This is a genomic window from Bradyrhizobium sp. BR2003, assembly GCF_009720285.1.
GTDB classification, from domain to species: Bacteria; Pseudomonadota; Alphaproteobacteria; order Rhizobiales; family Xanthobacteraceae; genus Bradyrhizobium; species Bradyrhizobium elkanii.
On sequence record NZ_SMYJ01000020.1, the window covers coordinates 1 to 26,458 of the forward strand.

The following is a 26,458-nucleotide window of genomic DNA, read 5'->3' on the forward strand; positions in this document are numbered from 1 at the left end:
TCCAGTGGCCTTCATCGGACTGACGCTGAAGAACACCCCGAACCTGGTGTCGCCGGCCGGCGTCGCGAGCCTCGATTTCCGCGACGAGGCCGAGACCGTCAATGCGCTGGTCCCCGAGCTGAAGGCGAAGGGCGTCGAGGCGATCGTGGTGCTGATCCACGAAGGCGGCTTTCCGACCGGCGACTATAATGAATGTCCAGGGATCTCCGGGCCGATCGTCGACATCGTCAAGAAGTTCGATCGCGCGGTCGACGTCGTGATCTCCGGCCACACCCACCAGGCCTATGTCTGCGAGATCGACGGGCGGCTCGTCACCTCCGGCGACAAATACGGTACCCTGATTACCGCGATCGATCTTCGGCTCGATCCGAACAGCCATGACGTGATCAGCGCCAGGGCCGCCAACACCATCGTGCGGATCGCCGGTACAGCCAAGGATCCCGAGCAGAGCGCGCTGCTGGAATCCTACGACCGGCTGGCCGCACCGATCGCGAGCCGCGCGGCAGGCTCGGTCACCGAAACATTGTCGCGCACGCCGAGCGAGACGGGCGAGAGCCCGCTTGGCGATATCGTCGCCGATGCACAGCTGCTTGCAACCAACGCTGAGCCGAATGGCGGCGCGGTGATCGCCTTCACCAATCCCGGCGGCGTGCGCACCGACATCGTCAAGCGCGAGGACGGCGCGGTGACCTATGCCGATATCTTCGCCAGCCAGCCGTTCCGCAACCAACTCGTGACGATGACGCTGACCGGCAAGCAGCTCAAGGACGCGCTGGAGCAGCAATGGGCCGATCCGAAGCGGCCGCGCGCCCTCCAGGTCTCGAAGGGGTTCTCCTATGCGTGGGATGCGAGCAAGGGCGACGGCGCGCGCATCATCGCCGCACGGATGTCGCTGGACGGCAAACCGATCGACCCGGCCGCGAGCTACCGCGTCACGGTGAACAATTATCTCGCCGAGGGCGGCGACGGCTTCACGGTGTTCAAGCAAGGAACCGCGCAGCAGTTCGGCATCTACGACGTCGATGCGCTCTATGCCTACTTCAAGGCCAACAGCCCGGTGGGCCCGACGGCAGGCAAGCGGATCGAGCGGATCAATTGAGCCGCAAACTCGTCTTCGTCATGGCACGCGGCCCTTTCCGGAACGCCGCTAACGGCCTAGATTAGGGCCTGCTCTTGCATGATCTTGTTCGGAAAACCGCTGCGCACTTTTCCGGATCATGCGTCCTCGCACGCGCATCCATTGCGCCGGGAATTTGCATGACACTGCTTCTGACGCATTCCGCCTGTCTCGACCACCTGACCCCTCCCGGACATCCCGAACGCCCCGACCGGCTGCGGGCGGTCGCCGAGGTGCTTGGCGAGGATCGCTTCAAGGCGCTGGTGCGCGATTCCGCGCCGGAAGGAGACCTCGACATCGTGCTGCTCTGTCACGGCGAGCACTATGTCAGTGAACTCCGCCACATCGCGCCGACCTCGGGCATGATCTATATCGACGGCGACACCTCGATGTCGCCGGGCACCTGGGAAGCGGTGATGCGCGGCGTCGGCGGCGCGGTGGCCGCCACCGATGCGGTGATGGAGGGCAAGCATCAAAACGCCTTCGTCGCGGTGCGCCCGCCCGGGCACCACGCCGAGAAGTCGACGCCGATGGGCTTCTGCTTCTTCGACAATGCCGCGATCGCCGCACGCCACGCGCAGCGCAAATACGGCATCAAGCGTGCCGCGATCATCGATTTCGACGTCCATCACGGCAACGGCACGCAGGATATCTTCTGGGCCGACCCGACCGTGATGTATTGCTCGACGCACCAGATGCCGCTGTTCCCCGGCACTGGGGCCGCCGGCGAGCGCGGCGAGCATGACACCGTCGTCAACGCGCCGCTGGCGCCCGGCGACGGCGGCGCCAAGTTCCGCTCCGCTTTCGAAAACCTGATCCTGCCGCAGCTCGAGAAGTTCTCCCCCGAACTCATCGTCATCTCGGCCGGCTTCGACGCGCATCACCGCGATCCCTTGGCCTCGATCAACCTGACGGGCGAGGATTTCGGCTGGGTCACGCGCAAGCTGATGGATCTCGCCGACAGGAGCGCCGGCGGCCGCGTCGTCTCCGTTCTGGAAGGCGGCTACGACCTGCAGGGCCTGAAAGAGTCGGTAGCACCTCACGTCACCGCATTGATGGGCGGGTAAATCCCCGCCACAATACGCCCGCAAAAATTCGATTGATTCTGCGCCGGGGCGAGCATGGCCTGCGACAGGTCATGTTTGGACGACAAGATCAGGTTGCGATCTGATCCACGCAATCGGGAACGCAAAGAATGGCCGACAACACCCAAGCCGACGTGAAGAAGCTCTCCTTTGAACGCGCGATCGAGGAACTCGAAACGATCGTCAAGCGGCTAGAGGACGGCAAGGTCCCGCTTGAGGAATCGGTCGCGATCTACGAGCGCGGCGAGGCGCTGAAGCGGCGCTGCGAGGAATTGCTGCGCCAGGCCGAAGCCCGCGTCGACAAAATCACCACCGACGCCTCGGGCCAGCCGACCGGGACCGAGCCGCTCGACGTGCAGTAGAGCCCCGCTCCGATTCCATCGAAACGGAGTAGGCTCCGGGCGCCAGCCACCACGATCATGCGACTGAATGCCCGCCCCGGCGGGCAATTGTTGCTGTTTATTTCCAGCAATCCATCACGCCGCGGAGTGACCGCGGCGATCGGCGCGGCGCGCGAATCGGCCCGCTCCGTACCGGCCGGCTGCCGCTAAAAAGGGCGTTATTGGAACCCGGGTTGGCTCCAAGCATTGAAAAGTCTAGGTTTTTCAAGACAACGCATAGGAACCCTGCACCCCCTATCGGGTTGGCTTTGGCTACAGCTTTGGTGTAATGCTTCCAGTTCTATGGGCATTTGAAGGTGGCGGGCGGCCCGACTTTTTCGGGCGGCAAGCATCTCAAATGGTTCGACAAAACTGAACCGGGACGGGTGAAGAGCGACCAAGGTGATGCATATCACGTGGTCCAATCCGGAGTGAATCTAGGCTTACAACCAGGCACCGGCCTGCCGGGGCGGCACCCAGTGTCTGGCATTCGCTGCGCGGTGTGCGCGCCATCCCATCTCGCGTCGGGCGGTTCGTTCCGACAGGCAAAAATTGGAAATTCGCTGTGACCACATTTAGTAAGACGCCGCTTCTTGACACTATTCACACGCCGGATGACCTGCGCAAGCTGAAGGTCGAGCAGGTGCGGCAGGTTGCCGACGAGCTTCGCCAGGAAACCATCGACGCGGTGTCGGTGACCGGCGGCCATTTCGGCGCCGGCCTCGGCGTGGTCGAACTGACCACCGCCATCCACTACATCTTCGACACCCCGCGCGACCGCCTGATCTGGGACGTCGGCCACCAGGCCTATCCGCACAAGATCCTGACCGGACGCCGCGACCGCATCCGCACGCTGCGCACCGGCGGCGGCCTCTCCGGCTTCACCAAGCGCACCGAGAGCGACTACGATCCGTTCGGCGCCGCGCACTCCTCGACCTCGATTTCGGCCGGCCTCGGCATGGCCGTGGCGCGCGATCTCTCTGGCGGCACGAACAACGTTATCGCCGTGATCGGTGACGGCGCGATGTCGGCGGGCATGGCCTATGAGGCGATGAACAACGCCGGCGCGATGAACTCGCGCCTGATCGTGATCCTCAACGACAACGACATGTCGATCGCCCCGCCGGTCGGCGCGATGAGCGCCTATCTGTCGCGCCTCTACTCGGGCAAGACCTACCGCTCGCTGCGCGAGGCCGCCAAGCAGATCAACAAGCGCCTGCCCAAGATCCTCGCCAACCGCGCCAACCGCGTCGAGGAATATTCGCGCGGCTTCATGATGGACGGCGGCACGCTGTTCGAAGAGCTCGGCTTCTACTATGTCGGCCCGATCGACGGTCACAATCTCGACCATCTGCTGCCGGTGCTGAAGAACGTCCGTGACATGGAGACCGGCCCGATCCTGGTTCACGTCGTGACCCAGAAGGGCAAGGGCTACGGTCCCGCCGAAGCTTCCGCCGACAAGTACCACGCCGTGGTCAAGTTCGACGTCGCGACCGGCACCCAGGCCAAGGCTAAGCCGAATGCGCCGGCCTACCAGAACGTGTTCGGCCAGAGCCTCGTCAAGGAAGCCGAGAAGGACGATAGGATCGTCGCCATCACCGCGGCAATGCCGTCGGGCACCGGCGTCGACATCTTCAACAAGGCGTTCCCGGACCGCACGTTCGACGTCGGCATCGCCGAACAGCACGCGGTGACCTTCGCCGCCGGCCTCGCCACCGAAGGCTACAAGCCGTTCTGCGCGATCTACTCGACCTTCCTGCAGCGCGGCTATGACCAGGTGGTCCATGACGTCGCGATCCAGAGCCTTCCGGTCCGCTTCGCGATCGACCGCGCCGGCCTGGTCGGCGCCGACGGCGCGACGCACGCGGGTTCGTTCGACAATGCTTATCTCGGCTGTCTGCCGAACATGGTGATCATGGCCGCCGCCGACGAGGCGGAACTGGTCCACATGGTGGCGACGCAGGTTGCGATCAACGATCGTCCGAGCGCGCTGCGCTATCCGCGCGGCGAAGGCCGCGGCATCGAGATGCCGGAAGTCGGCGTTGCCCTGGAAGTCGGCAAGGGCCGCATCATCCGCGAGGGCAAGAAGGTCGCGCTGCTGTCGTTCGGCACCCGTCTCGCCGAGTGCGAGAAGGCGGCCGACGAGCTCGCCGCCCACGGCCTCTCCGCCACGATCGCCGACGCGCGCTTCATGAAGCCGCTCGACGAAGAGATGATCATGAAGCTCGCCCGCGACCACGATATCCTGATCACGATTGAGGAAGGCTCGATCGGCGGCTTCGGCTCGCATGTCATGCAGTTCCTGTCGGACAACGCCATGCTCGACAGCGGCATGCTCAAGTTCCGCTCGATGATCCTGCCCGACGTGTTCCTCGACCACGACACGCCGGCGGCGATGTATGCCCGCGCCGGTCTCGACGCCAAGAGCATCGTTGCCAAGGTGTTCGAGACCCTCGGCAAGGACTACAAGACCGAGACCGTCAAGCTCGCCTGATCGCTACGGGCGGCGCTCGGAGCATTTTCGGTTCTGATTGAATCAGAACCGAAGCTCTAGAATCTCGCTCGAAAACGCACTAGCCCCGGCACGTCCATGAAGATCTATCTGGCAGGTCCTGACGTGTTCCTGCCGGATGCCGTGGAGATCGGCCGCCGTAAGGCGGAGGTTTGCGCCTATCACGGGCTGAGCGGGCTGTATCCGCTCGACAACAGCATCGATCCCACCGCCGCCGGCGCCTCACTCACAATCTTCAAGAGCAACGAGGCGATGATGGAGTCTGCCGACGCCATCATCGCCAACTTGACGCCGTTTCGCGGCCCCAGTGCCGACGCAGGCACGGTTTACGAACTCGGCTACATGGCGGGACGCGGCAAACTGTGCCTCGCCTATTCCAACGATCCCACGTCCTACGCCAATCGCGTGGCGCGGCTCAGTCAGGTCGTGCCGGCATCCGACGGACGCCTGATCGATGCGGAAGGGCTGACGGTGGAAGAGTTTGGATTACCGGACAATCTGATGATGATGCACGCGCTCGACCTGCACGGCAGCCCGCTGGTGACCCCGCGCGAGCCGTCGGCCAACCTCTGGCACGACCTCACCTCCTTCGAGGCCTGCGTGCGGCTCGCCGCCGCGCAGCGCCGGCAGGCGGCGAAGTGACCACAGCGGGCGACAACGACAACAACGCATCCGCCGGCAAGCGTATCGACGTGCTGCTGGTGGAACGCGGCCTGTTCGAAAGCCGGGCGCGGGCGCGCGCCGCCATCGACGCCGGCCTCGTCACCGCCGACGGCAAGCAGATCGCGAAGGCGTCCGAGATCGTCGCACCGGGCGCGGCCCTCTCGGCCGAGCCGGCGCATCCCTATGTCTCGCGCGGCGGCGTCAAGCTCGCCGGCGCGCTCGAGCACTATCCGATCGACGTCGAGGGCCATGTCTGCCTCGATGTCGGCGCCTCGACCGGCGGCTTTACCGAAGTGCTGCTCGCCAACGGCGCAAGCCTCGTGTTCGCCATCGATGTCGGCCACGGCCAGCTGCATCCCTCGCTGCAAGGACATCCGAAGATCGTCTCCATGGAGGCGACCGACATCAGGAGTTTCGAGGGCAAGCGCCTGCCGGCGCGACCCGACATCGTGGTGATCGACGTCAGCTTCATCTCGCTGAAGCTGGTGCTGCCGGTGGCGCTGTCGCTGGCGGCAGCCCCGATGCGTCTTTTGGCGCTGATCAAGCCGCAGTTCGAGGCGGCGCGCAAACACTCCAAGCGCGGCGTCATCCGCAACGCGATGGTGCACCAGGAGATCTGCGACGATATCGCCGCCTTTGCCGCCTCGCAGGGCTGCACCGACATTCAGGTGTTCCCGTCCTCGATCCCGGGCGGCGACGGCAATATCGAATTCTTCCTCGGCGCGCGCCGTGGCTGAGCTTCTTACCATCGACCATGTCGGCCACCGCGGCGACGGCGTCGCGATCGAGGGATCGCAATCGATCTTTGTGCCTTATGCGCTGACCGGCGAAACGGTCGAGGTCGACGGCGTCCCGGGCAACCATCCCGACCGGCGGCGGCTGCTGCGGGTCGCGCAGGAAAGCCCCGAGCGCATCGCGCCGTTCTGTCCGCATTTCGGGGTCTGCGGCGGCTGCGCGATCCAGCACTGGAGCGACGCGCCCTACCGCGCCTGGAAGCGCAACATCGTGGTCGAGACGCTGGCGCAGGCGAAGATTGCGGCGGACGTCACAGCGCTGATCGACGCCCACGGCGCGGGCCGTCGCCGCATCACGCTGCACGGGCGCATGGGCACCCATGAGGTCCTCAAGGTCGGCTACGCCGCGGCAGGTTCGCACGACATCGTCCCGGTCGATCGCTGCCCGATCCTCGATCCGGCGCTCGATGGCGCGCTCGAGGCGGCCTGGGCCACGGCCGAGCCCCTGATCGCGATCGGCAAGCCGCTCGACATCCAAGTGACCGCAACCGTCAACGGCCTCGACGTCGACGTGCGCGGCTCCGGCGCGCTGCCCACCAGCCTGATCACCACTTTGTCGCGCGTCGCGGAGAGGCACCGGCTGGCGCGGCTGACACGGCACGGCGAGCTGGTGCTGCAGCGCGGCTCCCCCGAGATTGCAATCGGAAAGGCGAAGGTCGTGCTGCCGCCCGGCTCGTTCCTGCAGCCGACCGTCAAGGGCGAGGAGACGCTGGCCGCGCTGGTTCGCGAGCATTGCGGACGCGCCAAGCATATCGCCGACCTGTTTTGCGGCGTCGGTCCGTTCGCGCTGCGCCTCGCGGAGAAGGCGCGCATCGCGGCCTTCGACAGCGATGCCGGCGCTATCGCGGCGCTGCAGAAGGCCGCACAAACGACGCCGGGGCTGAAGCCGCTCAAGGCCGAGCCGCGCGACCTGTTCCGCCGCCCCCTGATGCCGCAGGAATTGCGCGACTATGACGCGGTCGTGTTCGATCCGCCGCGGCAGGGCGCGCAGGCGCAGGTCACTCAGCTGGCGGCGAGCAAGGTGCCGGTGATCGTAGCGGTGTCCTGCAACGCCGCAACGTTCGCGCGCGACGCGAAAATCCTGATCGACGGCGGCTACAAGATCGCAGCCGTCACGCCGGTCGATCAGTTCCGCCACACGGCGCATGTCGAGCTGGCGGCGCGGTTCGCGCGTTGACAAGACGCTGCGGCTATCGCTGATCGCGGCAGTCTCGCTATAGTCTGCGCTGCATGTCCGACGATCCGCTGCTCGCACGCATCATTCCCGTTGTCGCCGCCGTACCGGGCGTTGCCGCCATCGTGCTCGGCGGCTCACGTGCGCGCGGCACGGCGCATGACGCCTCCGATACGGATGTCGGCCTCTACTATCGGGATGACGCCGTGCCGGATATCGATCGGCTCCGCGAAGCTGTAACGGGTCTGGTCGACGATCCAGCTGTTGCGCATGTCACGCCGGTCGGCGAATGGGGACCGTGGATCGTCGGCGGTGCCTGGCTCACGATCGGCGGCCGCAAGGTCGACCTGCTCTACCGCAGCATCGATCAGGTCTCTGCTGTCATCGACGCTTGCCGGAACGGCGAGATCAGCATGCACTACCAGCCGGGCCATCCGCACGGCTTCTGCTCGGCGATCTGGATGGGCGAGGTCGCGCTGTGCCGTGCGCTGCACGATCCCGACGGCCTCGTCGCGGCGCTGAAGGCGAGGACCGCGCCCTACCCGCCGGCCCTCCGCGATGCGTTGGTGCGGCGTTTTCAATGGGAAGTGCTGTTCAGCATCGAGAATGCCGAGCTTGCCCTGCCGCGCGGCGACGGCACGCATATCGCCGGCTGCGCCTATCGCGCGCTGGCCTGCATCGCGCAGGTGCTCTTTGCGCTGAACGGGGCGTATCCGATCAACGAAAAGGGCGCGCTGGCGCAGGCAGCGAATTTTCCGGTGACGGTTCGCGACCTCGCTGGCCGTGCCACGGAGGTCTGGCGGCAGATCGGCGCGACCGAGCACGCCGCCGCGTTGCAGATGCTGCGCGTGCTGGAGAGTGACCTCCAGAAGATCTGTAGGGTGAGTTAGAACCGTCTACGAGATCGACATGATCGCTACCGCCCCCAGCGATCCTGCCAGATCTTCTCGCCGATCAGGCAATTGACCCGCGGCTCCTTATCGGCGGTCCGCATGATCGGGCGCTCCGGGGTGCGGCCGGCGACTTCGAGCAGCAGCTTGGTGCGGATCGCCTCCTTGAACTTCTCACGATCCTTGATCGTCACCACGAAGGAGCCCGGTCCGCCGATCACGCAGTCCTCGTAGTAATAGTCGAGATTTTCGATATCCATCGTCGAGTAGGACGGTTCCTTCACCATGATCGGCAGGCCGTTGATGACGATACCCTTGTCGAGCGCCGCATCGCGCGCGGGCGTGATCGGCGAGCCGTTGTTGTTGGGCCCGTCGCCGGAAATATCGATCACGCGGCGCAGGCCGCGATGCGGATTCTCGTCGAACATCGGAATCGCGAAATAGATCGCGCCGGAGATCGAGGTCCGCGAGGCGCGGCGCACCGGCGTCTTCATGATCTCGGCGGCGACCGCATCGGCGGATTCAGGGCCGTCGATCACCCGCCAGGGGATGATGATCTTCTGATCGTTGGAGGCGGCCCATTCGAAATAGGTGATCGAGATCTTGCCGTTCGGACCTGCCTTCAGCGCCTGCAGGAAATCCTTGGAAACGATGGCCTGCGCGTAGCCCTCGCGCTGGATCGCAAGCTCGTCCATGTCCATCGAATAGGAGACGTCGACCGCGATGATCAACTCGATGTCGACGCTCGGAGTGGATTCCTTTTCAGCCAGGCGATGGCCGGGCTGGGTTCCCGGGCCGGGCGCGGCAACACCGGCCACATCGCCGCTGGCCAGCATGCCCGCGACAAGCACCGCTCCGATCGAGACATACCAGCGCATTGCGGCCCTCCCGTCGTATGAGTGTCATGGTGACACGCAATTCAGGCGGCGAAAAGCGCAGATATCAGCTGTCCTTCACATTCAGGTTAGACGTCCACACTCAAGTCGGACCTCGCTTGTCTCGAATGCGGCGACGCGCGCCGTACCGTTGCCGCAATGACGCCGTGCAAATCGAACGGTTCCAAGGCGCGGCGGAAGACGGTATTCTTACGGAGCAATCGCGAGGGAGTGCGATGCCAGATACCGTCGTCAAGCCGAAAACCAGGACAAAGACCAAGGTCGAGCGGCCGCGCCTGCACAAGGTGATCCTGGTCAACGACGACTATACGCCGCGCGAATTCGTCGTCACCGTGCTGAAGGGTGAATTTCGCATGACCGACGACCAGGCCTACAAGGTGATGCTGACCGCGCACCAGCGCGGCGTCTGCGTCGTCGCTGTGTTCACCAGGGACGTCGCCGAGACCAAGGCGACGCGTGCCACCGACGCCGGCCGCGCCAAGGGCTATCCGCTGCTGTTCACCACCGAGCCCGAGGAATAGCGCGCCGGCGCCAGATTGCCGCGGGCCTTGCCACGAATTTTAGCGATCGCGGCGACCGGTGCTTTAGGGATCGCATGGTACCGACGCGGCATGTCCGTCGCGCTGCGCCAACAATTGTCCCTGCGGAAGACTCGCCCGGAAACCTCGTTCGGGCCGTTTCGCCCGTTGCCCGCCCTGCCCTGGCTCATCATGGCGACGGCGATACGGATCGTCGGCTTCGGCAAGCCCGGCCTGATCGTGCCCGCCCTGGCGCTAGCCGACATCTGCGTGCTGCTCGCCTTTTTCGCTACTGCGCGGGACTCGATCCAGGCTGCCGGAGGCCAATCATCGCTCGGCGAACTGACGCTGGGCGAGCAGATCAGGCTGTCACTGTCGATCCTGTGGCGGATCGTGCTCGTGATAATCGTCGCGACACTCGCCACTGCCGCGATCGGTTTCTCGTCGTTTGCACCGCACCTACTGTGGGGTCTCGATGGCATGGCGTTCGATCAGGGCGCCGATCTCGGGCGCTTTTGGAGTGCCGCGATCGCGGCGCTGGTGCTGCTGATCATCGTCAATGCGGAAGGCAATGGCGGTCGCGTCGCGCTGTTTGCGGCCGTCAAGGATTTTGGGCGGCACGGGCTCTGGCTTGGCGCCGCTGTACTCGTGCTGGGCGCGATCAATGTTGCGCTCGGCTACGGGCAAGGGTTGCTTCGCACCGCGATCTGGCACTTCTGGCAGATCGCGATGGTGGGGCAGCCGCTCAAGAACCTGGTCTACGTCGTCTTCATCTTCAGCTTCGCAATGCTGCGGCTGTGGATCACGCTGTCGATCCTGACCCTCGGCCTGAAGCAGTCTTACGCCCGCGGCGGCTAGCTCGCAGCAGCGACCGGCGCCTCGTCGAACAGGCCATAGACTCGTTCGGCCTTGGCGAATCCCGCGATCGGAAACTCGCCGAGATCGCTCCAGCCGCCGTCGCTGATGCCGGCGAAGCGCTCCGAGGCCACCACGGTGCGGCCGAGACGGCCGGCGATCTTCTCCAGCCGCGCGGCGAGATTGACCGCCGGACCGATGCAGGTGAAGTCGAGCCGATTGCCGCCACCGATATTGCCGTAGAGCACGCGCCCGAGATGCAGCGCGAGGCCGAAACGAAAACGCTCGACGGCATCGCCATTGGCGAATTGCAGCGCCTCGACGCCGGCGCGGGACGCGCGCGCGGCTTCCAGCACGCGTGAGCAGACCTGCACCTCGTCGCCGAGATATTCGTCGATCGGGAAGACCGCGAGCAGGCCATCGCCCATGAATTTGAGCACCTCGCCGCCATGGTCGCGGATCGCGCTGACCTGGCAATCGAAATAGAGGTTGAGGATCTCCACCACCGTCTCGGCCGGCAGGCGGTCCGACAGCGCGGTGAAGCCGCGCAGGTCGGACAGCCAGATCGCCGCATCCATCGTATCGGCATGGCCGCGCCGGATCTGCCCGCCCATGATGCGCTCGCCGGCCCGGTTGCCGACATAGGTGTCGAGCAAGAGCGAGGCGGTGCGGCGCAGGGTGATGATCTCGATATAGCGCGCCAATGGCACGGCGATCGACCGGATCGCGTCGAGCTGCTCGTCGGTGAAGCCGCCCGGCTGCCTGGTGGTCCAGCTCGAGGCATTGACGAAGCCGTCGGTATAGACCAGCGGCACGGCGATGTAGTCGGTGACGCCCTCGGCCTGCAGGTCCACGACGATCGGAAACCGGGCGCTTGCGGGATCGTCGAGCCGCGCGCGGACTTCAACGCCCTGCCTGAAGACGGTCGACAGCGGGCTGACGGCAAATTCCGGGGAGTCCAGGATGTTGTGATCGACGGTGCCGGTTTCGACCTCGGCGCCGGGCTTCCAGAAGAAATGGCGGCCATAGATCTCCGGATGCAGCGTGCGCACGAAGACGCCGATGCGCCACAGCGGCAATCCGGCCCGCACCAGCCGTTCGCAGCATTCCGCCATCATCTGCGGCGGGGTCGGCGCCGACCGCGCGCCGCCGATCATCCACTCGATGATGTCCCGAAGCTCCGACGCGTTCATGGCATTCCCCCAAGGGCGGTCTGGCGACCGCCACTATATAAGGGATCAGCGCCCGGTCTGCCCGCGGTCGCGCAGAAAATGATCGGCCAGCACGCAGGCCATCATGGCCTCGCCGACCGGCACCGCCCGGATGCCGACGCAGGGGTCGTGGCGGCCCTTGGTGAGAATGTCGGTATCGGCACCCTTGCGGTCCACGGTCCGGCGCGTGGTCAGGATCGAGGACGTCGGCTTGACCGCAAAGCGCACCACCACCGGTTGGCCGGTCGAGATGCCGCCGAGGACGCCGCCGGCATGGTTGGACAGGAAACGCGTTCCGTTGTTGCCGGTCCGCATTTCGTCGGCGTTCTCCTCGCCCGACAATTCGGCGGCGCCGAACCCGGCGCCGATCTCGACGCCCTTGACCGCGTTGATGCTCATCATCGCCGCCGCCAGGTCGCTGTCGAGTTTGGCGTAGATCGGCGCGCCGAGCCCGGCCGGCACGCCCTCGGCTGTGACCTCGATGACGGCGCCGATCGAGGAGCCGCTCTTCCTGATGCCGTCGAGATAGCTTTCGAAGAACCCCGCCTTGTCCTTGTCGGGACAGAAGAACGGGTTGTTGGCGACCTCGTCCCAGTCCCACTTCTCGCGGTCGATCTTGTGCGGCCCCATCTGCACCAGCGCGCCGCGCACCTTCACCTCGGGCAGGACCTTGCGCGCGATCGCTCCGGCCGCGACGCGGGTCGCGGTCTCGCGCGCGGAGGAGCGTCCGCCGCCGCGATAGTCGCGCAGGCTGTATTTCGCTTCATAGGTGAAGTCGGCGTGGCCGGGGCGGAACTTGTCCTTGATCTCGGAATAATCCTTCGAACGCTGATCGGTGTTCTCGATCAAAAGCGCGATCGGCGTGCCGGTCGTCACCTGCACCCCGCTCTCCGGATGCGCCATCACGCCGGACAGGATCTTCACCGCATCCGGCTCCTGGCGCTGGGTGGTGAAGCGGGACTGACCGGGACGGCGGCGGTCGAGGTCGTGCTGGATCTCCTCCACGGTCAGGGGGATCAGCGGCGGGCAGCCGTCGACAACGCAGCCGATCGCGACCCCATGGCTCTCGCCGAAGGTCGTGACGCGGAACATATGGCCGAAAGTATTGAAGGACATGGCGTGTCGTAACGCGCAGAGGCAGCGGGGTCAAACTTCGCGTCCGTCATTCCGGGGCGCCCGAAGGGCGAACCCGGAATCTCGAGATTCCGGGTTCGATGCTCCGCATCGCCCCGGAATGACGGGCGGGGACACCGGCGCCCTTAACCATGCTTCCGCAGCCCCTGCTCGCCGAACACATAGACCGCCCCTTGCTCGATATAGAGCTCGGCGGCCGAGGCCGGGGTCTCGAAGCCGAGCGCCACCATCAGCGCCCGCGCCGTGCCGCCATGCGCAACCGCGACCGTGTCTGCCGTCACCGAGCGATACCAGTCGGTCATCCGCACCTGGACGTCGACATAGCTCTCGCCGCCGGCCGGCGCCACCGTCCACTTCTCGGCCAGGCGGCGGGCATACAGCACGGGGTCCGCGGCCTGCGCCTGCGCCAAGGTCGAGCCCTCCCACGTCCCGTAGCCGATCTCGCGCAGCCGCGCGTCGAGGGCGTAGTCGCCGGACGGCAGGCCGAGCTCGGCGCGCACCAGCTCCATGGTGGCGCGCGCCCGGATCAGCGGGCTCGCGACGAACGGCAGCGTCGTCTGGTCACGGCCGTCGCGCGCCAGGAGATCGGCGAGGATGCGCCCGGCATGCGCGGCCTGGGCGCGGCCGCGCTCGTTGAGGGCGATGTCCTGCACGCCCTGGAGCCGGCCTTCGGCGTTCCACGCGGTCTCGCCGTGGCGGATGTAATAGATCGTCGGCACCGGCATTCCCGTAACGGCTGGTCCCTGCTGAGCGAGATGTCGGCCGTCTCAAGACTTCCACGCTTCGAATTTTTTCGGCCCGGAGGTACACCAGCACTTCGGCTGGCGACAAGCCCAAATCGGCCGCAGCTTGGGCGGTATGCGCGCAGATCGACGCAGACGGAATAGCCACGCCGCCAGGGTGTTATGTTGGACAAGGCGGCTATCGCCGAGACCATCGAAGACTGGGATGCATGACCGCGTTTCGTCAAAGTGTCGAAGCCATGATACCGGCGCTGCGTCGCTATGCGCGCGCGCTGGCGCGTGACACGGATATCGCCGACGATCTGGTGCAGGACACGCTGGTGCGGGCGCTGCGCTCGGAGCGGCTGTTTCTCGGCGGCGACGTCAGGAGCTGGCTCTACACGATCCTGACCAATCTGAACAAGAATCGCCGGCGTTCGCTGGCCCGGCGGCCGGCGTTCGTGCCGCTGCTCGACAACAATGCCGACGCCAGCGGCACCGAGGCCGAAGGACGCGACATCGAGCGCGCGCTGTCGACGCTGGTCGAGGAGCAACGCTCGGTGCTGCTGCTCGTCATGCTGGAGGGCATGAGCTACCGCGAGGTCGCCGACATCCAGGGCGTGCCGATCGGCACGGTGATGTCCCGCCTCGCCCGCGCCCGCGCCCATGTCCGGGCCTCGATCGAGGGCCAGCGTCCGGCGCTCCGGCGGGTGAAATGATAATGTGCGCGATGGCCGGCGTTATGCATGAACCATTTTCGAACAAGATTTGGCAGAGACGACTGATATGACCGACCCGAACATTCCCGTCACCGAAGACGAGCTGCACGCTTACGTCGACAACGAGCTGCCGGCCGAACGCCGCGGTGATGTCGAGGCGTGGCTTGCCGCGCATCCTGACGACGCGGCGCGGGTGCAGTCATGGCGTGCGATGGCCGAGACGCTGCATGCACGCTACGACACCGTGCTGGACGAAGCGGTGCCGAAACGGCTCGAGCTCGAGCGGCTGGTGCGTCAGCCGCGCCGCTGGGTCTATGGCGCGGTGGCGGCGACGGTCGTGGCCTTCGTCGCCGGCGGCGGCGCCGGCTGGATGGCGCGCGGCGTCTCGGCGACGCCGTCGACCTTCCAGAGCTTCACGGTCGATGCACTCGATGCGCATCGGCTCTACGTGGTCGAGGTCCGCCATCCCGTCGAGGTGCCCGGCAGCGAGCGCGACCACCTGCAGCAATGGCTGACCAAGCGCTGCGGCTGGGACGTCCGCGCACCGGAGCTCACCGGGCTGAAGCTGGTCGGCGGCCGCCTGCTGCCCGGACCGAGCGGCCCGGCATCGTTCCTGATGTATGAGAGCACGTCGGGTGAGCGCTTCACGGTCTATACCGCCAAGGTGAAGACCGAGGCGACCCAGATGCGTTACGCCGTGCAGGGCAGCGACGGCGCGCTGTTCTGGGCCGATCGAGGCGTCGCCTATGTCGTCAGCGGCGGCACCGATCGCACGCGGCTGACCCAGGTCGCGCAGGCCGTCTACGATCAGATGGAGCAGAGCGGCGGCTGACCTTCCGTAATTTTACGGGAGATTACCTCGGCGAAATTGTGCCGTTTCGAGTAAGTGAATCCAGCCTCACTCAGTGTCCCAATTCCGACATTGAAAATTTCGATTCGCGTCATGGACGCGTCTCATTGTCGTACCGGATGCTCACGCGAAGATGATCTGCGCTCGATCCGCCGATCGGCGCACGCGGCCTCGATTGGGGTTTTGTGTACCGCGCTGGTCCCCCTCTCGAGGCCGCACTCCTTTTTCGTCATCCGATCTGCACGCCGCAGACCTCGGACGGCCCGTTATCCTTTGTGACGCGCTCGCAATGCCCGCGTCTACCCCGATAGACTCCGGGGTAGTTGCAGTTTCGCGTCTTCGCGTCTTTGGGGCGCGCTCTCGGCGGTCAGCCGAGATCGCTGCGCGGATTGTAGGGATTTCGCTCCCGCCACGTCTGCATCAATGCCTCAAGCTCGGCATCGTTCCCGTCCGGAAGGATGATGCGGGTCGTGACATAGAGGTCGCCGGTCGCGCCCGCCTTCGACAGCCCCTTGCCCTTGAGGCGGAAAGTACGGCCGCTCGAGGTGTTCTTCGGGATCGACAGTTCGACCGCGCTGCCGAGCGTCGGCACGCGGACCTTGCCGCCCAGCACCGCCTCGTAGAGGGTGATGGGCAGGTCGATCCGAAGATCGTTGCCGTCGACCTTGAAGAACGGGTGCGGCGCGATCGAGATCGTGATCAGGAGATCGCCGGGCGGATGACCTTGCGCGGTCTCGCCCTGCCCCTTCAGCCGGATCTGCTGGCCCGCAGCGACCCCGGGCGGAATCTTGACGTTGAGCTCGCGGCCGGTCGGCAGGCGGACGCGCTTGTCGCCGCCCCTGATCGATTCCTCCAGCGACACCGTCATGGCGACCGAAAGATCGAGGTCGACGCCGACCCCGCCGCCGTCAAACTCGAACGGACTGGCCCGGCCCGCACGGCCGCCGCCGCGAGCGGCATTGCCGAACATGCTGTTGAGGATGTCCTCGAAGCTGCCGCCGCCCATGCCGCCGCCGGGCCCAGAGCGGAAACTGTACTCAAAGCCGCCCGGACCGGCACGGCCGCCGGCGCCGCCGCCAGGGAAGCCCTGGAAGCGCGGCTTGCCTTCGGCATCGATTTCGCCGCGGTCGAACTGCTTACGCTTGTCCTCGTCGCCGACGATCTCGTTGGCCGTGTTGATCTCCGCAAAGCGGGCCGCCGCCTTCGGGTCGTTCTTGTTGTTATCAGGGTGATGCTTCTTGGCGAGCTTGCGATAGGCGCTCTTGATCGTCGCAGCGCTGGCGCTCCGCTGCACCCCCAAGACCTCATAGGGGTCGCGCATCCGTCACGTCTCCTTCACGGGAAAAATCAATCCTGGCCGGGAACCCGTCCGGGCCCACTTTGCCTTTATGTGGGAGCTCAGTGGCATTTTTGCAACTAGTCCGGCTTCGCCGGAATTCTCAGGATTTTCTCCAAGGCGTCAGGCTATGGATTTCCCACCGCCCTTGTCCAGCCTTGCACGCGGCCCCCTGCAGCCAGCTCTCGGTGGCTCCATTGACGTAGCTGGCAAGGAAATCCCGGCACGTCTTGCCGTCCTCGCCCGAATAGGCCTGGGCCAGCGGCGTCACCGAGCCGCGCGCGCCGGTTTCAGGATTTTCCCAGGGCTGGCTGGAATCCTTGTCGCCCTTGGTCAGCACGTCGGAGGCCGCATTGCGGGCGAACGCGAGGTCGCTGTCGGTCGGCATCACCGCGTTGACCTGGGTCGGGCTGATCGAGCCAGTCACATCCTTGTCGTCCAGCTTGGCGAAGGCGTCGCTGCGCGACAGGCTGCAGCCGCTTGCGCCGACGCCGATCAGGATCAATGTCACCACCGCGCCTGCGGGATGGATCGCCGATAGGCCAACGCGCCCCCATGCCCTATATAGGGCCAGTAACGCGCTTTCAGACGCGGGCGGATGCAAATCGGGACTCCTGACATGACCGACACGACCTCCATCAAACACCCGACACCGTTAACATCGGGTGATTTCACCGCGGCGGAGGAGCCGTTCGCCCTGTTCGCCGAATGGTTTGCGGAGGCGGTCAAGTCCGAGCCGAACGATCCGAACGCGATGGCGCTTGCGACCGTCGACCCCGACGGCCTGCCCGACGTGCGGATGGTGCTGATGAAGGGCTTCGATGCCGACGGCTTCGTGTTCTACAGCCACATTGCGAGCGCCAAGGGCCGCGAATTGGCCGCAAATCCTAAAGCCGCTTTACTCTTTCACTGGAAATCGCTGCGCCGCCAGGTGCGCATCCGCGGACCGGTCACTCCGGTGACCGATGCCGAGGCCGATGCCTATTTCGCCACGAGGCCGAAGCAGGCGCAGATCGGCGCCTGGGCCAGCAAGCAATCGCAGCCGCTGGAGAGCCGCTTCGCCTTCGAACAGGCGATCGCCAAGACCGGTGCGAAATACGTCATCGGCGAGGTGCCGCGGCCGCCGGGCTGGAGCGGCTGGCGGATCACGCCGCAACGCTTCGAGTTCTGGCACGACCGCCCCTACCGCCTGCACGACCGCATCGAATTCCGCCGCGACGGCGCCGCCAGCGCCTGGTCGAAGGTGCGGCTCTATCCCTGAAAACTGCGACCGTCATGGCCGGGCGAAAGCGCGAAGCGTGCCTTCGTGTAAGATGACCCCGGCCATCGACGTCTTGATCCCAAGTCATCCCAAGTCGTTCGAAGGCGTGGATGCCCGGCACGACGCCGCGCATGACGAAAACGAAAGAAACCGTCGATGCCCCACCCATCCAATGCACCGCGGCGCACGCTGCTCCTGACCGGCGCAAGCCGCGGCATCGGCCATGCCACCGCGATCCGCTTCTCGTCCGCCGGCTGGCGCGTCATCACCCTGTCGCGGCATGCGTTTCCCGAGGTCTGCCCGTGGGGCGCCGGGCCGGAAGACCACATCGAGGTCGATCTCGGCAGCCATGACGACACCGTGCGCGCGATCTCCGAGATCCGCAGGCGGCTCGAGAACGATGAACTGCACGCGCTGGTCAACAACGCCGCGATCTCGCCGAAGGCTGCCGGCGGCGGCCGGCTCGGCACCATGGACACCGACATCGAGACCTGGACCCACGTTTTCCACGTCAACTTCTTCGCGCCGATCATGATCGCGCGCGGGCTGATCGAGGAGTTGAAACACGCCAAGGGCGCGGTGGTGAACGTCACCTCGATCGCGGGCTCGCGCGTGCATCCGTTTGCCGGCGCGGCCTACGCGACGTCGAAGGCCGCGCTCGCGGCGCTGACGCGCGAGATGGCATCGGACTTCGGCCGCGTCGGCGTCCGCGTCAACGCGATCGCGCCGGGCGAGATCGATACCTCGATCCTGTCGCCGGGTACCGAGAAGATCGTCGACCAGCAGATCCCGATGCATCGCCTCGGCACGCCGGACGAGGTCGCCAAGATCATCTACGTTCTCTGCACGGAGACCAGCTCTTACGTGAACGGTGCGGAGATCCACATCAACGGTGGTCAGCACGTCTGAGCTTGGGAAGAGCCGTATTTCGGGGAAGGAAGTTTTGAGGCGATCCCGGCCGCCGCCGCGGCCGTCATTGGGATTGCTTCACTTGCAGGCGTAACAAACGCAAACGAGGCTTCTGCCTCCGAGGCTTCGGCCTCTAGTCTGCGTAGAACCGACGCGACTTCTTCTCGGGCTGCCGCAGCGCGACGTCGTTCAGCGCGCTGGAGCATTCGTCTTCGTCCTCGCCATCCAGCAACGCAGCGCCACAGTAACGGCAAAGTCTCGGCGAGATCGCCTGCACCTTGCCTGCTGCGCGGTCCTGTTGATAGCGCGCAAAGTCGATGACGTTACGCCGTGGCGTTATGATCTTCTCAACCATTGCTGTCCTCCGGCTTCGAGGCGGGCGTTATCGCAGACAAGTTTCGCCCAAACGTTCAGCGCAACGCTCAAATTTTAGGAGAGGAAATAAGGCAGAAAACGCGTCCCAAAACGCGACGTGTGGAACCGGCTTAAAGCCACTTCTTCCACTTGAAGATCCAGTACGGCACAACGGCCGCAATCAGCATCATCACCAGCGCCATCGGATAGCCGTGCACCCATTCGAGTTCCGGCATGATCTTGAAATTCATGCCGTAGATCGAGGCGATCAGCGTCGGCGGCATCAGCACCACCGCCATCACCGAGAACAGCTTGATGATGTTGTTCTGTTCCAGATTGACCACGCCGAGCATGGCGTCGAGCACGAAGGTGATCTTGTTGGAGAGATAGGAGGCGTGGTCAGTCAGTGAGGCCACGTCACGCTGCATGGTCTTGAGCTGCTCGCGCATGTCCTTGGACCATTTCACGCCCTCGACCACCGCGGAGAGGAAGGTGACGAGGCGGCCGATCGAGACCAGGCTTTCGCGAACCTTGGAGGTCAGGTCGCCCTTGCGGCCGATCGCGATCAGGATCTGCGAATATTGCTTGGCGTGGCCGTGGCGCTCGCTCTCCGGCTCGAAGATGTCGTGGGACACCTGGTCGATATCGGCCCCGCAGCGCTCCAGGAGATCGGCGCAACGGTCGATCACAGCGTCCAGCAGTTCCATCAGCACCTGCTCGCCGGTGATACCGGGAGCACAGGCGCGCGCCAGCTTGTTCTCGACCAACGCGAACGGTTTCGGCAAGTCGTAGCGTACCGTGACCAGGCGATGGCTGGTCAGGATGAAGGTGACCGCCGTGGTGCGCGGCATGTCGGTGTCGGATTGGCACATCAGCGTCGCGGTCATGTAGCGCGCGCTGTTCTCGATATAGAGTCGGCTGGAGATCTCGATCTCCTGCATGTCTTCCCGGGTCGGCACCGCGATCCCCGCGAGCTTCTCGACCGCCCGGTCCTCCTCCACGGTCGGATTCACCAGATCGACCCAGACCGCTCCCTCGGGCAGCGCGCCGAGGTCGGTCGCGGTGGCCTTCTTGAGCGAAAACTCGGACGGAACGAACACCGACAGCATCACGAACTCCACGAAACAGGGCTGGCAGGACCCGCCGACTTAGCGCGATTCTGGGGGGCGCTTCATGACCGGGGCATTAACCGGGCATCCATACTTGTGGCGGCCAGACGGCAGTGACGTGGCGCCGACTCGTCGACCGTTGCCTGTTTGCACAAAAACCAACCCGGCGCCAGAACAGTTGCGGCAAAAAAGCCACAGACAGCGTCCCGCGATGCGGGAAAGGCATCTAAACTCTGGGAATAATGGCGGGTTTCAGCAATACTGCCCTCATGGAATCGTGGCGTTTGGGGCGTAATAGTGGCGCTTTCGGGCGCGGATTTTCGATTGGAATGTAATCATGTCGTCGCTCAAAGTTACCTTCGGGATTCTGGCCGCGGGCCTGATGTTGTCGGGCTGTATGCAGGCCACAACCTATGAGGCAACTAACACCGCGAACTTCAAGCCGCGTGACAAGGAACTCCTGGCCAAGACTACCTACGTCAAGACGCCGGTGGCGGAACCGTTCCGCCGCGCCATCGTCGAGTATCACCGCAAGGAAGCCCCCGGCTCGATCGTGGTCGATTCCGACAACCATTACCTCTATTACGTGCTGAACGACGGCAAGGCGATCCGCTACGGCATCACCGTCGGCGAGGAAGCCATGGCTTGGTCCGGCATCGCCAAGGTCGGCAGCATGACCGAATGGCCGGCCTGGCACCCGACCCCCGGCGAAATCTCGCGCCTCGGCGTCCCGACCTTCGTGGCCCCGGGCCCGGACAATCCGATGGGCTCGCGCGCGATGTATCTCTATTCGGGCGGCAAGGACACGCTGTTCCGCATCCACGGCACCAACCAGCCGGAATATATCGGCGCGTCGATCTCGTCAGGCTGCATCCGCATGACCAACGAGGACGTCATCGACCTCTACAACCGCGTCAAGCTCGGCACCATCGTCGTGGTGCTGGAGCCGAAGCACGGCGACTCGCCCTACAAGCCGCAGATGGCGCTGCAGGGCGGCGGCGGCACGACCTACTGATCCCATCGCAATCGCGATCAAAAGCGCCGGCTTTGCCGGCGCTTTTTTGTTGGCTGCGGCTTGGTCTCGGCGCTGCGGTCGGGCGCGGACGCATCATGTGATCTTGTGGCATCCGGCTTGCCGTCGCTGGCCCTGCCGTGATCAGCGTTGCCTTGGTCAGCTCTGGATGCGTCCGTCTTCGACGCGTCGGATTTGGCGGCAACTTCGCGCGGCGGTGCCTCTTCGGGGCGCTCGGCCGGCAACAGCGGCGCGACCTCTGGCAGCGGGTCGTCCACGTTCCACTGGCAGATCCGGTAATTGTTGCGACGCTCGATCAGGTCGAGATGGATGTGGTCCTCGTGGTACCAGTCCGAGCCCGGCCCGAGCACCGTGGAGAAGCGGGCGCAGACCGAGTGCAGCACGGTCTCGCGCAAGGTCCGCGGCACGCTGCGGTCGGTCAGCGAAATCGACTTGCCGTTGGCGAGGCCGAGAGCGCGCACGTCGAGCGCATTGGCGCGGCCGTGCTCGGAGAGCTGCGCACCGGCGACCCGATTGCGGCCGCGGCATTCGAACGAGTCGAAATTGTCGAGATTGCTGATCCCGCCCCCGAGGCTCTGCGCGAGCGGCGCGATATCGGTGCGGACCCAGTCGGCGACCGCAGCGGCCATCTTGCAGCGGAGGATCGCCGCGGGCTTGACCGCGACCTTGCGTTTGTCCGCCAGCACGATCGCCTCGAGCCGCACCAGATCCTCGCCGCCGCACCCACCGGCTCCGTGGATATCCGGAATGCTCGGCGCGATCGCGATCTCATCGGTCAGCGCCTGCCGGCAGGCCGACAGCTGCGGCGCGGCGGGCTCGGCCGGCTTGGCCGTCTCGGCGGGCCTCGCAGCCTCGGCAGGAGGCTGTCTCTCGGCCGCGGGCGGCTCGGGCTCGGTTGCCGCCGGCGCGTGAGCTGCCGCGGGCGCGTGAGTTGCCGCCGGCGCCTGCGCCGGGCGCGGCTTCGGGAGCGGCACCGCTGAGCGGCGGACCGCCTTGTGCGGCCTTTGTGGCCGGGTGCCGAACAGATCGTCCCACGGAAAGCTGGGCGCGCGGCGGGCGGCCTCGGCGGGGCTTGCTTGCATGCCAAGGCAAAGCAGCAGGGCGGCGGCGGTAACCATTGCCGCGCCCCCGCGACGAAACGCGCCAACAGGCCATTTTCGGCTTGCTTTCTCCGCGCTAGAGTTCATGTCAGTTCCATGATTTTACTGCCGGCCGTCCAAGATGCCGGCGGATCATGCGTGAGGATCGAGGAGGGATTTGCGTATGCTTGGTTTGATGCAAGATTGGCCTTTGCTGTGTCACAAGATTATTGAGCACGCCGCCAAATATCACGGCACGCAGGAAGTCGTGACGCGGTCGGTCGAAGGCCCCATTCATCGCACCACCTATGCCCAAATCCATGCCCGCGCGCTGAAGGTTTCGCAGAGCCTGGAACGCGACGGCATCAAGCTCGGCGACCGCGTCGCCACCATCGCCTGGAACACCTGGCGCCACCTCGAAGTCTGGTACGGCATCATGGGGATCGGCGCGATCTGCCATACGGTCAATCCGCGCCTGTTTCCGGAGCAGATCGCCTGGATCGTCAACCACGCCCAGGACCGCATCGTCATCACCGACCTCACCTTCGTTCCGGTGCTGGAGAAGATCGCAGGCCAGCTGCCGAGCGTCGAGCGCTACGTGGTGCTGACCGACAAGGCGCACATGCCGCAGACCACGCTGAAGAACGCGGTCGCCTATGAGGACTGGATCGCAGCATCCGACGGCAAGTTCGAGTGGAAGACCTTCGACGAGAACACCGCGGCGGCGATGTGCTACACCTCCGGCACGACGGGCGATCCCAAGGGTGTACTTTATTCGCACCGCTCCAACGTATTGCACGCGCTGATGGCCAACTCGAAGGACGCGCTCGGCACCTCCGCGTCGGACACAATGCTTCCGGTGGTCCCCTTGTTCCATGCCAACAGCTGGGGCATCGCCTTCTCCGCGCCGTCGATGGGCACCAAGCTCGTGATGCCGGGCCCGAAGCTCGACGGCGCCTCGGTGTACGAGTTGCTGTCGACCGAGAAGGTCACGCACACCGCCGGCGTGCCCACGGTGTGGCTGATGCTGCTGCAATACATGGCCGCCAACAACGTCAAGCTGCCGGACCTGCAGATGGTGATCTGCGGCGGGTCGGCGATGCCGCGCTCGATGATCAAGGCGTTCCTCGACATGGGCAGCCAAGTGCGCCACGCCTGGGGCATGACCGAGATGAGCCCGCTCGGCACGCTGGCGACGCTGAAGCCGCCGTTCACCGAGCGCACCGGCGAGGAGCGGCTCGACATCCTGCAGACCCAAGGCTATCCGCCGTTCGGTGTCGAGATGAAGATCACCGACGATGCCGGCAAGGACCTGCCGTGGGACGGCAAGACCTTCGGCCGTCTCAAGGTCTCGGGCCCGGCGATCGCCAGGGCCTATTTCAGGGTCGACAGCAATATCCTCGACGATGCCGGCTATTTCGACACCGGCGACGTCTCGACGATGGACGAGCACGGCTACATGCGGATCACCGACCGCTCCAAGGACGTGATCAAGTCCGGCGGCGAGTGGATATCCTCGATCGATCTCGAGAACCTCGCGGTCGGCCATCCGGCGGTCGCGGAAGCCGCCGTGATCGGCGTCCATCACCCCAAATGGGATGAGCGGCCGCTGCTGATCGTGCAGCTCAAGCAGGGCCAGAGCGCCACGCGCGAGGACATCCTGAAGTTCATGGACGGCAAGATCGCCAAATGGTGGATGCCCGACGACGTCGCCTTCGTCGACGGCATCCCCCACACCGCGACCGGCAAGATCCTGAAGACGGCGCTGCGCGACCAGTTCAAGGACTACACGTTCCCGACCGCCGCGGCGTGAAGACTAACGCTCGTCATGCCCGGGCTTGACCCGGGCATCCACGACTTCGCCGTTTGGCAAGACATGGATGGCGGGGGCATAGGCGAGCGCAAGCGACGCCGTCGCTTCGGACGGCTATGCCCGGCCATGGCGATTCGGGGTAAAGCCCAAATCCCTTGAATTCGCCGCAGGTCCGTGGTCTCACACGACTGATCGCGGCGGCCGAGGTCGCCTGAGGACATCTCAACCGGCAGATTTTTCGACGATGGCGCGCAGGTTTTCCGCTCCCTACCAGCAGGAGCCCGTGTCCGGTCTCGCCACCTGGTCGCGCAACCTCGCCATCTTCTCCGTCGTCGCGGTGGTGGTCTCGATCCTGATCGTCCGCTTCGGGTTCCTGGAGGTCAAACCGGCGCTGGCGACCTTCTTCGGCGCGCTGGGCCTGGCCGGCCTGTCGATCCTACTTGGGCTGGCCGCCTTTGCCGCGATCTGGCAGAACGGCACCCGCGGCATGGGCCGGATCCTGCTCGCGCTGCTGATCGACGCGGCGATCCTCGCCTACCCGGCCTACCTCATCTATCAGTACCGCAAGCTGCCGCGGATCTACGACGTCACCACCGACGCGATCGACCCCCCGAGGTTCGAGGCGCTGGCGCGGCTGCGCACCGGGGAAGGCACCAATCCTGCCGCCTATGCCGGCCTCTATTCGGCCGAGCAGCAGCGCGCGGCCTATCCCGATATCGAAACCGTCGAGCTCGAAACCCCGGTCGACCGCGCCTATGAGCTGACGCTGCGGCTGGTGAACCGCCGCAAATGGCTCGTCATCGACGCGCGCGCGCCGCAGCCGCCGCGCCGCATCGGCCGCATCGAGGCGGTGGCGCGCACGCCGATCATGGGTTTCCGCGAGGACGTCTCGATCCGGGTCACGCCCGACGACGAGGACTCCCGCGTCGATATCCGCTCGGCATCGCGCTATTTCGACGCCGATCTCGGCAGCAACGCCGCCCGCGTCAAGAAGCTGATCGAGGACCTCAACACCGCCGCCGAGAACGACAATTCGAAGCCGGCGAAGAAGGCCGCCCCTGTCGCGCCAAAGGCACCACCGGCGAAGACGGTGAAGAAATAGCGCCCTACGCCATCCGATACGTTCCACCGATCACGGGATCGCCATCCGTCGCCACGATGCCGCGCGCGACGAGGTCCTCAAGATGCGCCAGCACCGAATAGCCGGCGGCATTGGCGAGGCGCGGATCGAGCCCGATATAGATCGCCCGCACCATGGTCGGGATGTCGGCCTCGCCCTTGCCGAGACGATGCAGGATCGATGCCTCGCGCGCCCGGCGATGCCGCGCCAGGAAACGGACGTAGCGCCGGCCTTCCGGAATCTCCGGGCCGTGGCCGGAGAAGTACAGCTGCTCGGGCCGCTGCTCCAGTCGCTCCAGCGAGGCCATGTAATCGATCATCGAACCGTCGGGCGGCGCCACGATCGAGGTCGACCAGCCCATCACATGGTCGCCGACGAAATTGATGCTGCGCTCGGCCCAGGCGAACGCCAGGTGATTGGCGGTGTGGCCGGGGGTGGCGACCGCCTCCAGCGCGAAACCCGCCCCCTCGATAACGTCGCCGTGCCTGACCTGCACGTCGGGCAGGAAATCGCGGTCGGCGCCGGATTCCGGATTGTGCTTCTCGCTCTCGAAGCGCGGGCGCGCGGCGCGGTGCGGCCCCTCGGCATAAACAGGCGCGCCGGTCGCGGCCTTGATCCGCGGCGTGTTCGGCGAATGGTCGCGATGGGTATGGGTGACGAGGATATGCGTCACGGTCTCGCCCTTGACCGCATCGAGCAGCGCCTTGGCATGCGCCTCGTCGTCGGGACCGGGATCGATGATCGCGACCTTCCCCTCGCCGACGATGTAGCTGACCGTGCCCGTGAAGGTGAACGGGCTCGGATTGTTGCAGAGGACACGGCGAACGCCGGGGCGGACCTGTTCGACCACGCCGGGCTTGAGCGGAAAATCGCGGTTGAACGGGATGTCGTCGTTGTCGGCCATGGGGATTTTCTCTGCATCGT

The 26,458-nt window shown here is 65.5% G+C and carries 27 protein-coding genes; 17 read left to right on the forward strand and 10 right to left on the reverse strand.

What is annotated here, in order from left to right; genetic code table 11:
- The 8 genes from E2I15_RS14855 to E2I15_RS14890 form a co-directional block, all read left to right on the forward strand.
- The coding region (locus E2I15_RS14855; RefSeq protein ID WP_196238911.1) for a bifunctional metallophosphatase/5'-nucleotidase at positions 1-1,099 on the forward strand (1,099 nt) is incomplete at its 5' end.
- Positions 1,100-1,257: 158 nt separating this feature from the next.
- Positions 1,258-2,184 carry a histone deacetylase family protein gene (locus tag E2I15_RS14860; protein ID WP_137477230.1) on the forward strand — a complete coding sequence of 309 codons (927 nt, stop codon included), beginning with the start codon at positions 1,258-1,260 and terminating at the stop codon, positions 2,182-2,184.
- Positions 2,185-2,312: 128 nt separating this feature from the next.
- Complete coding sequence (locus E2I15_RS14865; RefSeq protein ID WP_016844565.1) at positions 2,313-2,564, forward strand: exodeoxyribonuclease VII small subunit; 252 nt, start codon at positions 2,313-2,315, stop codon at positions 2,562-2,564.
- 583 nt (positions 2,565-3,147) lie between these two features.
- The gene (gene dxs / locus E2I15_RS14870; protein WP_137477231.1) at positions 3,148-5,076 is read left to right on the forward strand and encodes a 1-deoxy-D-xylulose-5-phosphate synthase; all 1,929 of its coding nucleotides are present in this window, start codon (positions 3,148-3,150) and stop codon (positions 5,074-5,076) included.
- Between the two features lie 96 nt (positions 5,077-5,172).
- On the forward strand, positions 5,173-5,736 hold the full coding sequence (locus E2I15_RS14875) for a nucleoside 2-deoxyribosyltransferase (protein ID WP_137477232.1): 564 nt from the start codon (positions 5,173-5,175) through the stop codon (positions 5,734-5,736).
- Positions 5,733-6,494 carry a TlyA family RNA methyltransferase gene (locus tag E2I15_RS14880; RefSeq protein ID WP_137477233.1) on the forward strand — a complete coding sequence of 254 codons (762 nt, stop codon included), beginning with the start codon at positions 5,733-5,735 and terminating at the stop codon, positions 6,492-6,494. The genes E2I15_RS14875 and E2I15_RS14880 overlap by 4 nt, the downstream gene beginning before the upstream one ends.
- Positions 6,487-7,728 carry a class I SAM-dependent RNA methyltransferase gene (locus tag E2I15_RS14885; RefSeq protein ID WP_137477234.1) on the forward strand — a complete coding sequence of 414 codons (1,242 nt, stop codon included), beginning with the start codon at positions 6,487-6,489 and terminating at the stop codon, positions 7,726-7,728. Before E2I15_RS14880 ends, E2I15_RS14885 begins: the two co-directional genes overlap by 8 nt.
- A gap of 53 nt (positions 7,729-7,781) precedes the next feature.
- Positions 7,782-8,615, forward strand: coding sequence for a nucleotidyltransferase domain-containing protein (locus tag E2I15_RS14890; RefSeq protein ID WP_137477235.1), 834 nt, complete (start codon positions 7,782-7,784; stop codon positions 8,613-8,615).
- A gap of 26 nt (positions 8,616-8,641) precedes the next feature.
- On the opposite strand, the gene E2I15_RS14895 is transcribed toward E2I15_RS14890, so the two are convergent.
- Positions 8,642-9,493 carry a DUF1194 domain-containing protein gene (locus E2I15_RS14895; RefSeq protein ID WP_137477236.1) on the reverse strand — a complete coding sequence of 284 codons (852 nt, stop codon included), beginning with the start codon at positions 9,491-9,493 and terminating at the stop codon, positions 8,642-8,644.
- Between the two features lie 233 nt (positions 9,494-9,726).
- On the opposite strand from E2I15_RS14895, the gene clpS reads away from it, so the two are divergent.
- Both clpS and E2I15_RS14905 read left to right on the forward strand, forming a co-directional pair.
- Entirely contained in the window at positions 9,727-10,032 is a 306-nt protein-coding gene (gene clpS / locus E2I15_RS14900) for an ATP-dependent Clp protease adapter ClpS (protein ID WP_021076758.1), read from the forward strand.
- A 15-nt stretch (positions 10,033-10,047) separates the two neighbouring features.
- Positions 10,048-10,887, forward strand: coding sequence for a hypothetical protein (locus E2I15_RS14905; RefSeq protein ID WP_246729403.1), 840 nt, complete (start codon positions 10,048-10,050; stop codon positions 10,885-10,887).
- On the opposite strand, the gene E2I15_RS14910 is transcribed toward E2I15_RS14905, so the two are convergent.
- From E2I15_RS14910 to E2I15_RS14920, 3 genes are all read right to left on the reverse strand, one after another.
- The gene (locus E2I15_RS14910) at positions 10,884-12,077 is read right to left on the reverse strand and encodes an adenylate/guanylate cyclase domain-containing protein (RefSeq protein ID WP_137477237.1); all 1,194 of its coding nucleotides are present in this window, start codon (positions 12,075-12,077) and stop codon (positions 10,884-10,886) included. The genes E2I15_RS14905 and E2I15_RS14910 overlap by 4 nt on opposite strands.
- Before the next feature lie 45 nt (positions 12,078-12,122).
- A complete protein-coding gene (gene aroC, locus E2I15_RS14915) occupies positions 12,123-13,211 on the reverse strand; it encodes a chorismate synthase (protein ID WP_137477238.1) in 1,089 nt (362 codons plus the stop codon).
- A gap of 143 nt (positions 13,212-13,354) precedes the next feature.
- Positions 13,355-13,954: a histidine phosphatase family protein gene (locus tag E2I15_RS14920; protein WP_137477239.1), complete on the reverse strand. Its 600-nt coding sequence runs from the start codon at positions 13,952-13,954 to the stop codon at positions 13,355-13,357.
- Positions 13,955-14,181: 227 nt separating this feature from the next.
- On the opposite strand from E2I15_RS14920, the gene E2I15_RS14925 reads away from it, so the two are divergent.
- Entirely contained in the window at positions 14,182-14,670 is a 489-nt protein-coding gene (locus E2I15_RS14925; RefSeq protein WP_016844579.1) for a sigma-70 family RNA polymerase sigma factor, read from the forward strand.
- Positions 14,671-14,737: 67 nt separating this feature from the next.
- Complete coding sequence (locus E2I15_RS14930) at positions 14,738-15,502, forward strand: anti-sigma factor family protein (protein WP_137477240.1); 765 nt, start codon at positions 14,738-14,740, stop codon at positions 15,500-15,502.
- Positions 15,503-15,887: 385 nt separating this feature from the next.
- Here E2I15_RS14930 and E2I15_RS14935 read toward each other — a convergent pair whose 3' ends face one another.
- Both E2I15_RS14935 and E2I15_RS14940 read right to left on the reverse strand, forming a co-directional pair.
- Complete coding sequence (locus E2I15_RS14935) at positions 15,888-16,841, reverse strand: DnaJ C-terminal domain-containing protein (RefSeq protein ID WP_137477241.1); 954 nt, start codon at positions 16,839-16,841, stop codon at positions 15,888-15,890.
- A gap of 118 nt (positions 16,842-16,959) precedes the next feature.
- On the reverse strand, positions 16,960-17,460 hold the full coding sequence (locus E2I15_RS14940) for an RT0821/Lpp0805 family surface protein (protein ID WP_246667944.1): 501 nt from the start codon (positions 17,458-17,460) through the stop codon (positions 16,960-16,962).
- A gap of 15 nt (positions 17,461-17,475) precedes the next feature.
- On the opposite strand from E2I15_RS14940, the gene pdxH reads away from it, so the two are divergent.
- Together pdxH and E2I15_RS14950 are read left to right on the forward strand one after the other, a co-directional pair.
- Positions 17,476-18,117: a pyridoxamine 5'-phosphate oxidase gene (pdxH, locus tag E2I15_RS14945; protein ID WP_137477242.1), complete on the forward strand. Its 642-nt coding sequence runs from the start codon at positions 17,476-17,478 to the stop codon at positions 18,115-18,117.
- Positions 18,118-18,273: 156 nt separating this feature from the next.
- Positions 18,274-19,026, forward strand: a complete 753-nt coding sequence (locus E2I15_RS14950) for an SDR family NAD(P)-dependent oxidoreductase (RefSeq protein WP_018270354.1) — start codon at positions 18,274-18,276, stop codon at positions 19,024-19,026.
- A 133-nt stretch (positions 19,027-19,159) separates the two neighbouring features.
- Here the strand turns inward: E2I15_RS14950 and E2I15_RS14955 are convergent, their stop codons facing one another.
- Together E2I15_RS14955 and E2I15_RS14960 are read right to left on the reverse strand one after the other, a co-directional pair.
- Positions 19,160-19,381: a hypothetical protein gene (locus E2I15_RS14955; RefSeq protein ID WP_063709281.1), complete on the reverse strand. Its 222-nt coding sequence runs from the start codon at positions 19,379-19,381 to the stop codon at positions 19,160-19,162.
- A gap of 130 nt (positions 19,382-19,511) precedes the next feature.
- On the reverse strand, positions 19,512-20,489 hold the full coding sequence (locus E2I15_RS14960) for a magnesium transporter CorA family protein (RefSeq protein WP_026192439.1): 978 nt from the start codon (positions 20,487-20,489) through the stop codon (positions 19,512-19,514).
- 337 nt (positions 20,490-20,826) lie between these two features.
- On the opposite strand from E2I15_RS14960, the gene E2I15_RS14965 reads away from it, so the two are divergent.
- Positions 20,827-21,504 carry a L,D-transpeptidase gene (locus E2I15_RS14965; RefSeq protein ID WP_018270352.1) on the forward strand — a complete coding sequence of 226 codons (678 nt, stop codon included), beginning with the start codon at positions 20,827-20,829 and terminating at the stop codon, positions 21,502-21,504.
- A 17-nt stretch (positions 21,505-21,521) separates the two neighbouring features.
- Here E2I15_RS14965 and E2I15_RS14970 read toward each other — a convergent pair whose 3' ends face one another.
- A complete protein-coding gene (locus E2I15_RS14970; protein WP_422109815.1) occupies positions 21,522-22,709 on the reverse strand; it encodes an extensin family protein in 1,188 nt (395 codons plus the stop codon).
- A 76-nt stretch (positions 22,710-22,785) separates the two neighbouring features.
- Between E2I15_RS14970 and E2I15_RS14975 the strand changes: the two genes are divergently transcribed.
- Both E2I15_RS14975 and E2I15_RS14980 read left to right on the forward strand, forming a co-directional pair.
- Positions 22,786-24,414, forward strand: coding sequence for a fatty-acid--CoA ligase (locus tag E2I15_RS14975; protein ID WP_069278627.1), 1,629 nt, complete (start codon positions 22,786-22,788; stop codon positions 24,412-24,414).
- 244 nt (positions 24,415-24,658) lie between these two features.
- Positions 24,659-25,516, forward strand: a complete 858-nt coding sequence (locus E2I15_RS14980) for a DUF1499 domain-containing protein (protein ID WP_137477243.1) — start codon at positions 24,659-24,661, stop codon at positions 25,514-25,516.
- 4 nt (positions 25,517-25,520) lie between these two features.
- Here the strand turns inward: E2I15_RS14980 and E2I15_RS14985 are convergent, their stop codons facing one another.
- Positions 25,521-26,438: an MBL fold metallo-hydrolase gene (locus E2I15_RS14985; protein WP_137477244.1), complete on the reverse strand. Its 918-nt coding sequence runs from the start codon at positions 26,436-26,438 to the stop codon at positions 25,521-25,523.
- Between the last annotated feature and the right edge of the window lie 20 nt (positions 26,439-26,458).

Bases quoted from the DNA above. Each gene is read 5' to 3' on its own strand.
- E2I15_RS14985 (WP_137477244.1), bottom strand. From the start codon at position 26,438: ATGGCCGACAACGACGACATCCCGTTCAACCGCGATTTTCCGCTCAAG.
- E2I15_RS14970 (WP_422109815.1), bottom strand. From the start codon at position 22,709: ATGAACTCTAGCGCGGAGAAAGCAAGCCGAAAATGGCCTGTTGGCGCG.
- E2I15_RS14950 (WP_018270354.1), top strand. From the start codon at position 18,274: ATGCCCCACCCATCCAATGCACCGCGGCGCACGCTGCTCCTGACCGGC.
- E2I15_RS14910 (WP_137477237.1), bottom strand. From the start codon at position 12,077: ATGAACGCGTCGGAGCTTCGGGACATCATCGAGTGGATGATCGGCGGC.
- E2I15_RS14930 (WP_137477240.1), top strand. From the start codon at position 14,738: ATGACCGACCCGAACATTCCCGTCACCGAAGACGAGCTGCACGCTTAC.
- E2I15_RS14980 (WP_137477243.1), top strand. From the start codon at position 24,659: ATGGCGCGCAGGTTTTCCGCTCCCTACCAGCAGGAGCCCGTGTCCGGT.
- E2I15_RS14960 (WP_026192439.1), bottom strand. From the start codon at position 20,489: ATGCTGTCGGTGTTCGTTCCGTCCGAGTTTTCGCTCAAGAAGGCCACC.
- E2I15_RS14895 (WP_137477236.1), bottom strand. From the start codon at position 9,493: ATGCGCTGGTATGTCTCGATCGGAGCGGTGCTTGTCGCGGGCATGCTG.
- E2I15_RS14925 (WP_016844579.1), top strand. From the start codon at position 14,182: ATGACCGCGTTTCGTCAAAGTGTCGAAGCCATGATACCGGCGCTGCGT.
- E2I15_RS14860 (WP_137477230.1), top strand. From the start codon at position 1,258: ATGACACTGCTTCTGACGCATTCCGCCTGTCTCGACCACCTGACCCCT.
- E2I15_RS14965 (WP_018270352.1), top strand. From the start codon at position 20,827: ATGTCGTCGCTCAAAGTTACCTTCGGGATTCTGGCCGCGGGCCTGATG.
- E2I15_RS14920 (WP_137477239.1), bottom strand. From the start codon at position 13,954: ATGCCGGTGCCGACGATCTATTACATCCGCCACGGCGAGACCGCGTGG.
- E2I15_RS14865 (WP_016844565.1), top strand. From the start codon at position 2,313: ATGGCCGACAACACCCAAGCCGACGTGAAGAAGCTCTCCTTTGAACGC.
- E2I15_RS14875 (WP_137477232.1), top strand. From the start codon at position 5,173: ATGAAGATCTATCTGGCAGGTCCTGACGTGTTCCTGCCGGATGCCGTG.
- E2I15_RS14955 (WP_063709281.1), bottom strand. From the start codon at position 19,381: ATGGTTGAGAAGATCATAACGCCACGGCGTAACGTCATCGACTTTGCG.
- E2I15_RS14935 (WP_137477241.1), bottom strand. From the start codon at position 16,841: ATGCGCGACCCCTATGAGGTCTTGGGGGTGCAGCGGAGCGCCAGCGCT.
- aroC (WP_137477238.1), bottom strand. From the start codon at position 13,211: ATGTCCTTCAATACTTTCGGCCATATGTTCCGCGTCACGACCTTCGGC.
- clpS (WP_021076758.1), top strand. From the start codon at position 9,727: ATGCCAGATACCGTCGTCAAGCCGAAAACCAGGACAAAGACCAAGGTC.
- E2I15_RS14975 (WP_069278627.1), top strand. From the start codon at position 22,786: ATGCTTGGTTTGATGCAAGATTGGCCTTTGCTGTGTCACAAGATTATT.
- E2I15_RS14890 (WP_137477235.1), top strand. From the start codon at position 7,782: ATGTCCGACGATCCGCTGCTCGCACGCATCATTCCCGTTGTCGCCGCC.
- pdxH (WP_137477242.1), top strand. From the start codon at position 17,476: ATGACCGACACGACCTCCATCAAACACCCGACACCGTTAACATCGGGT.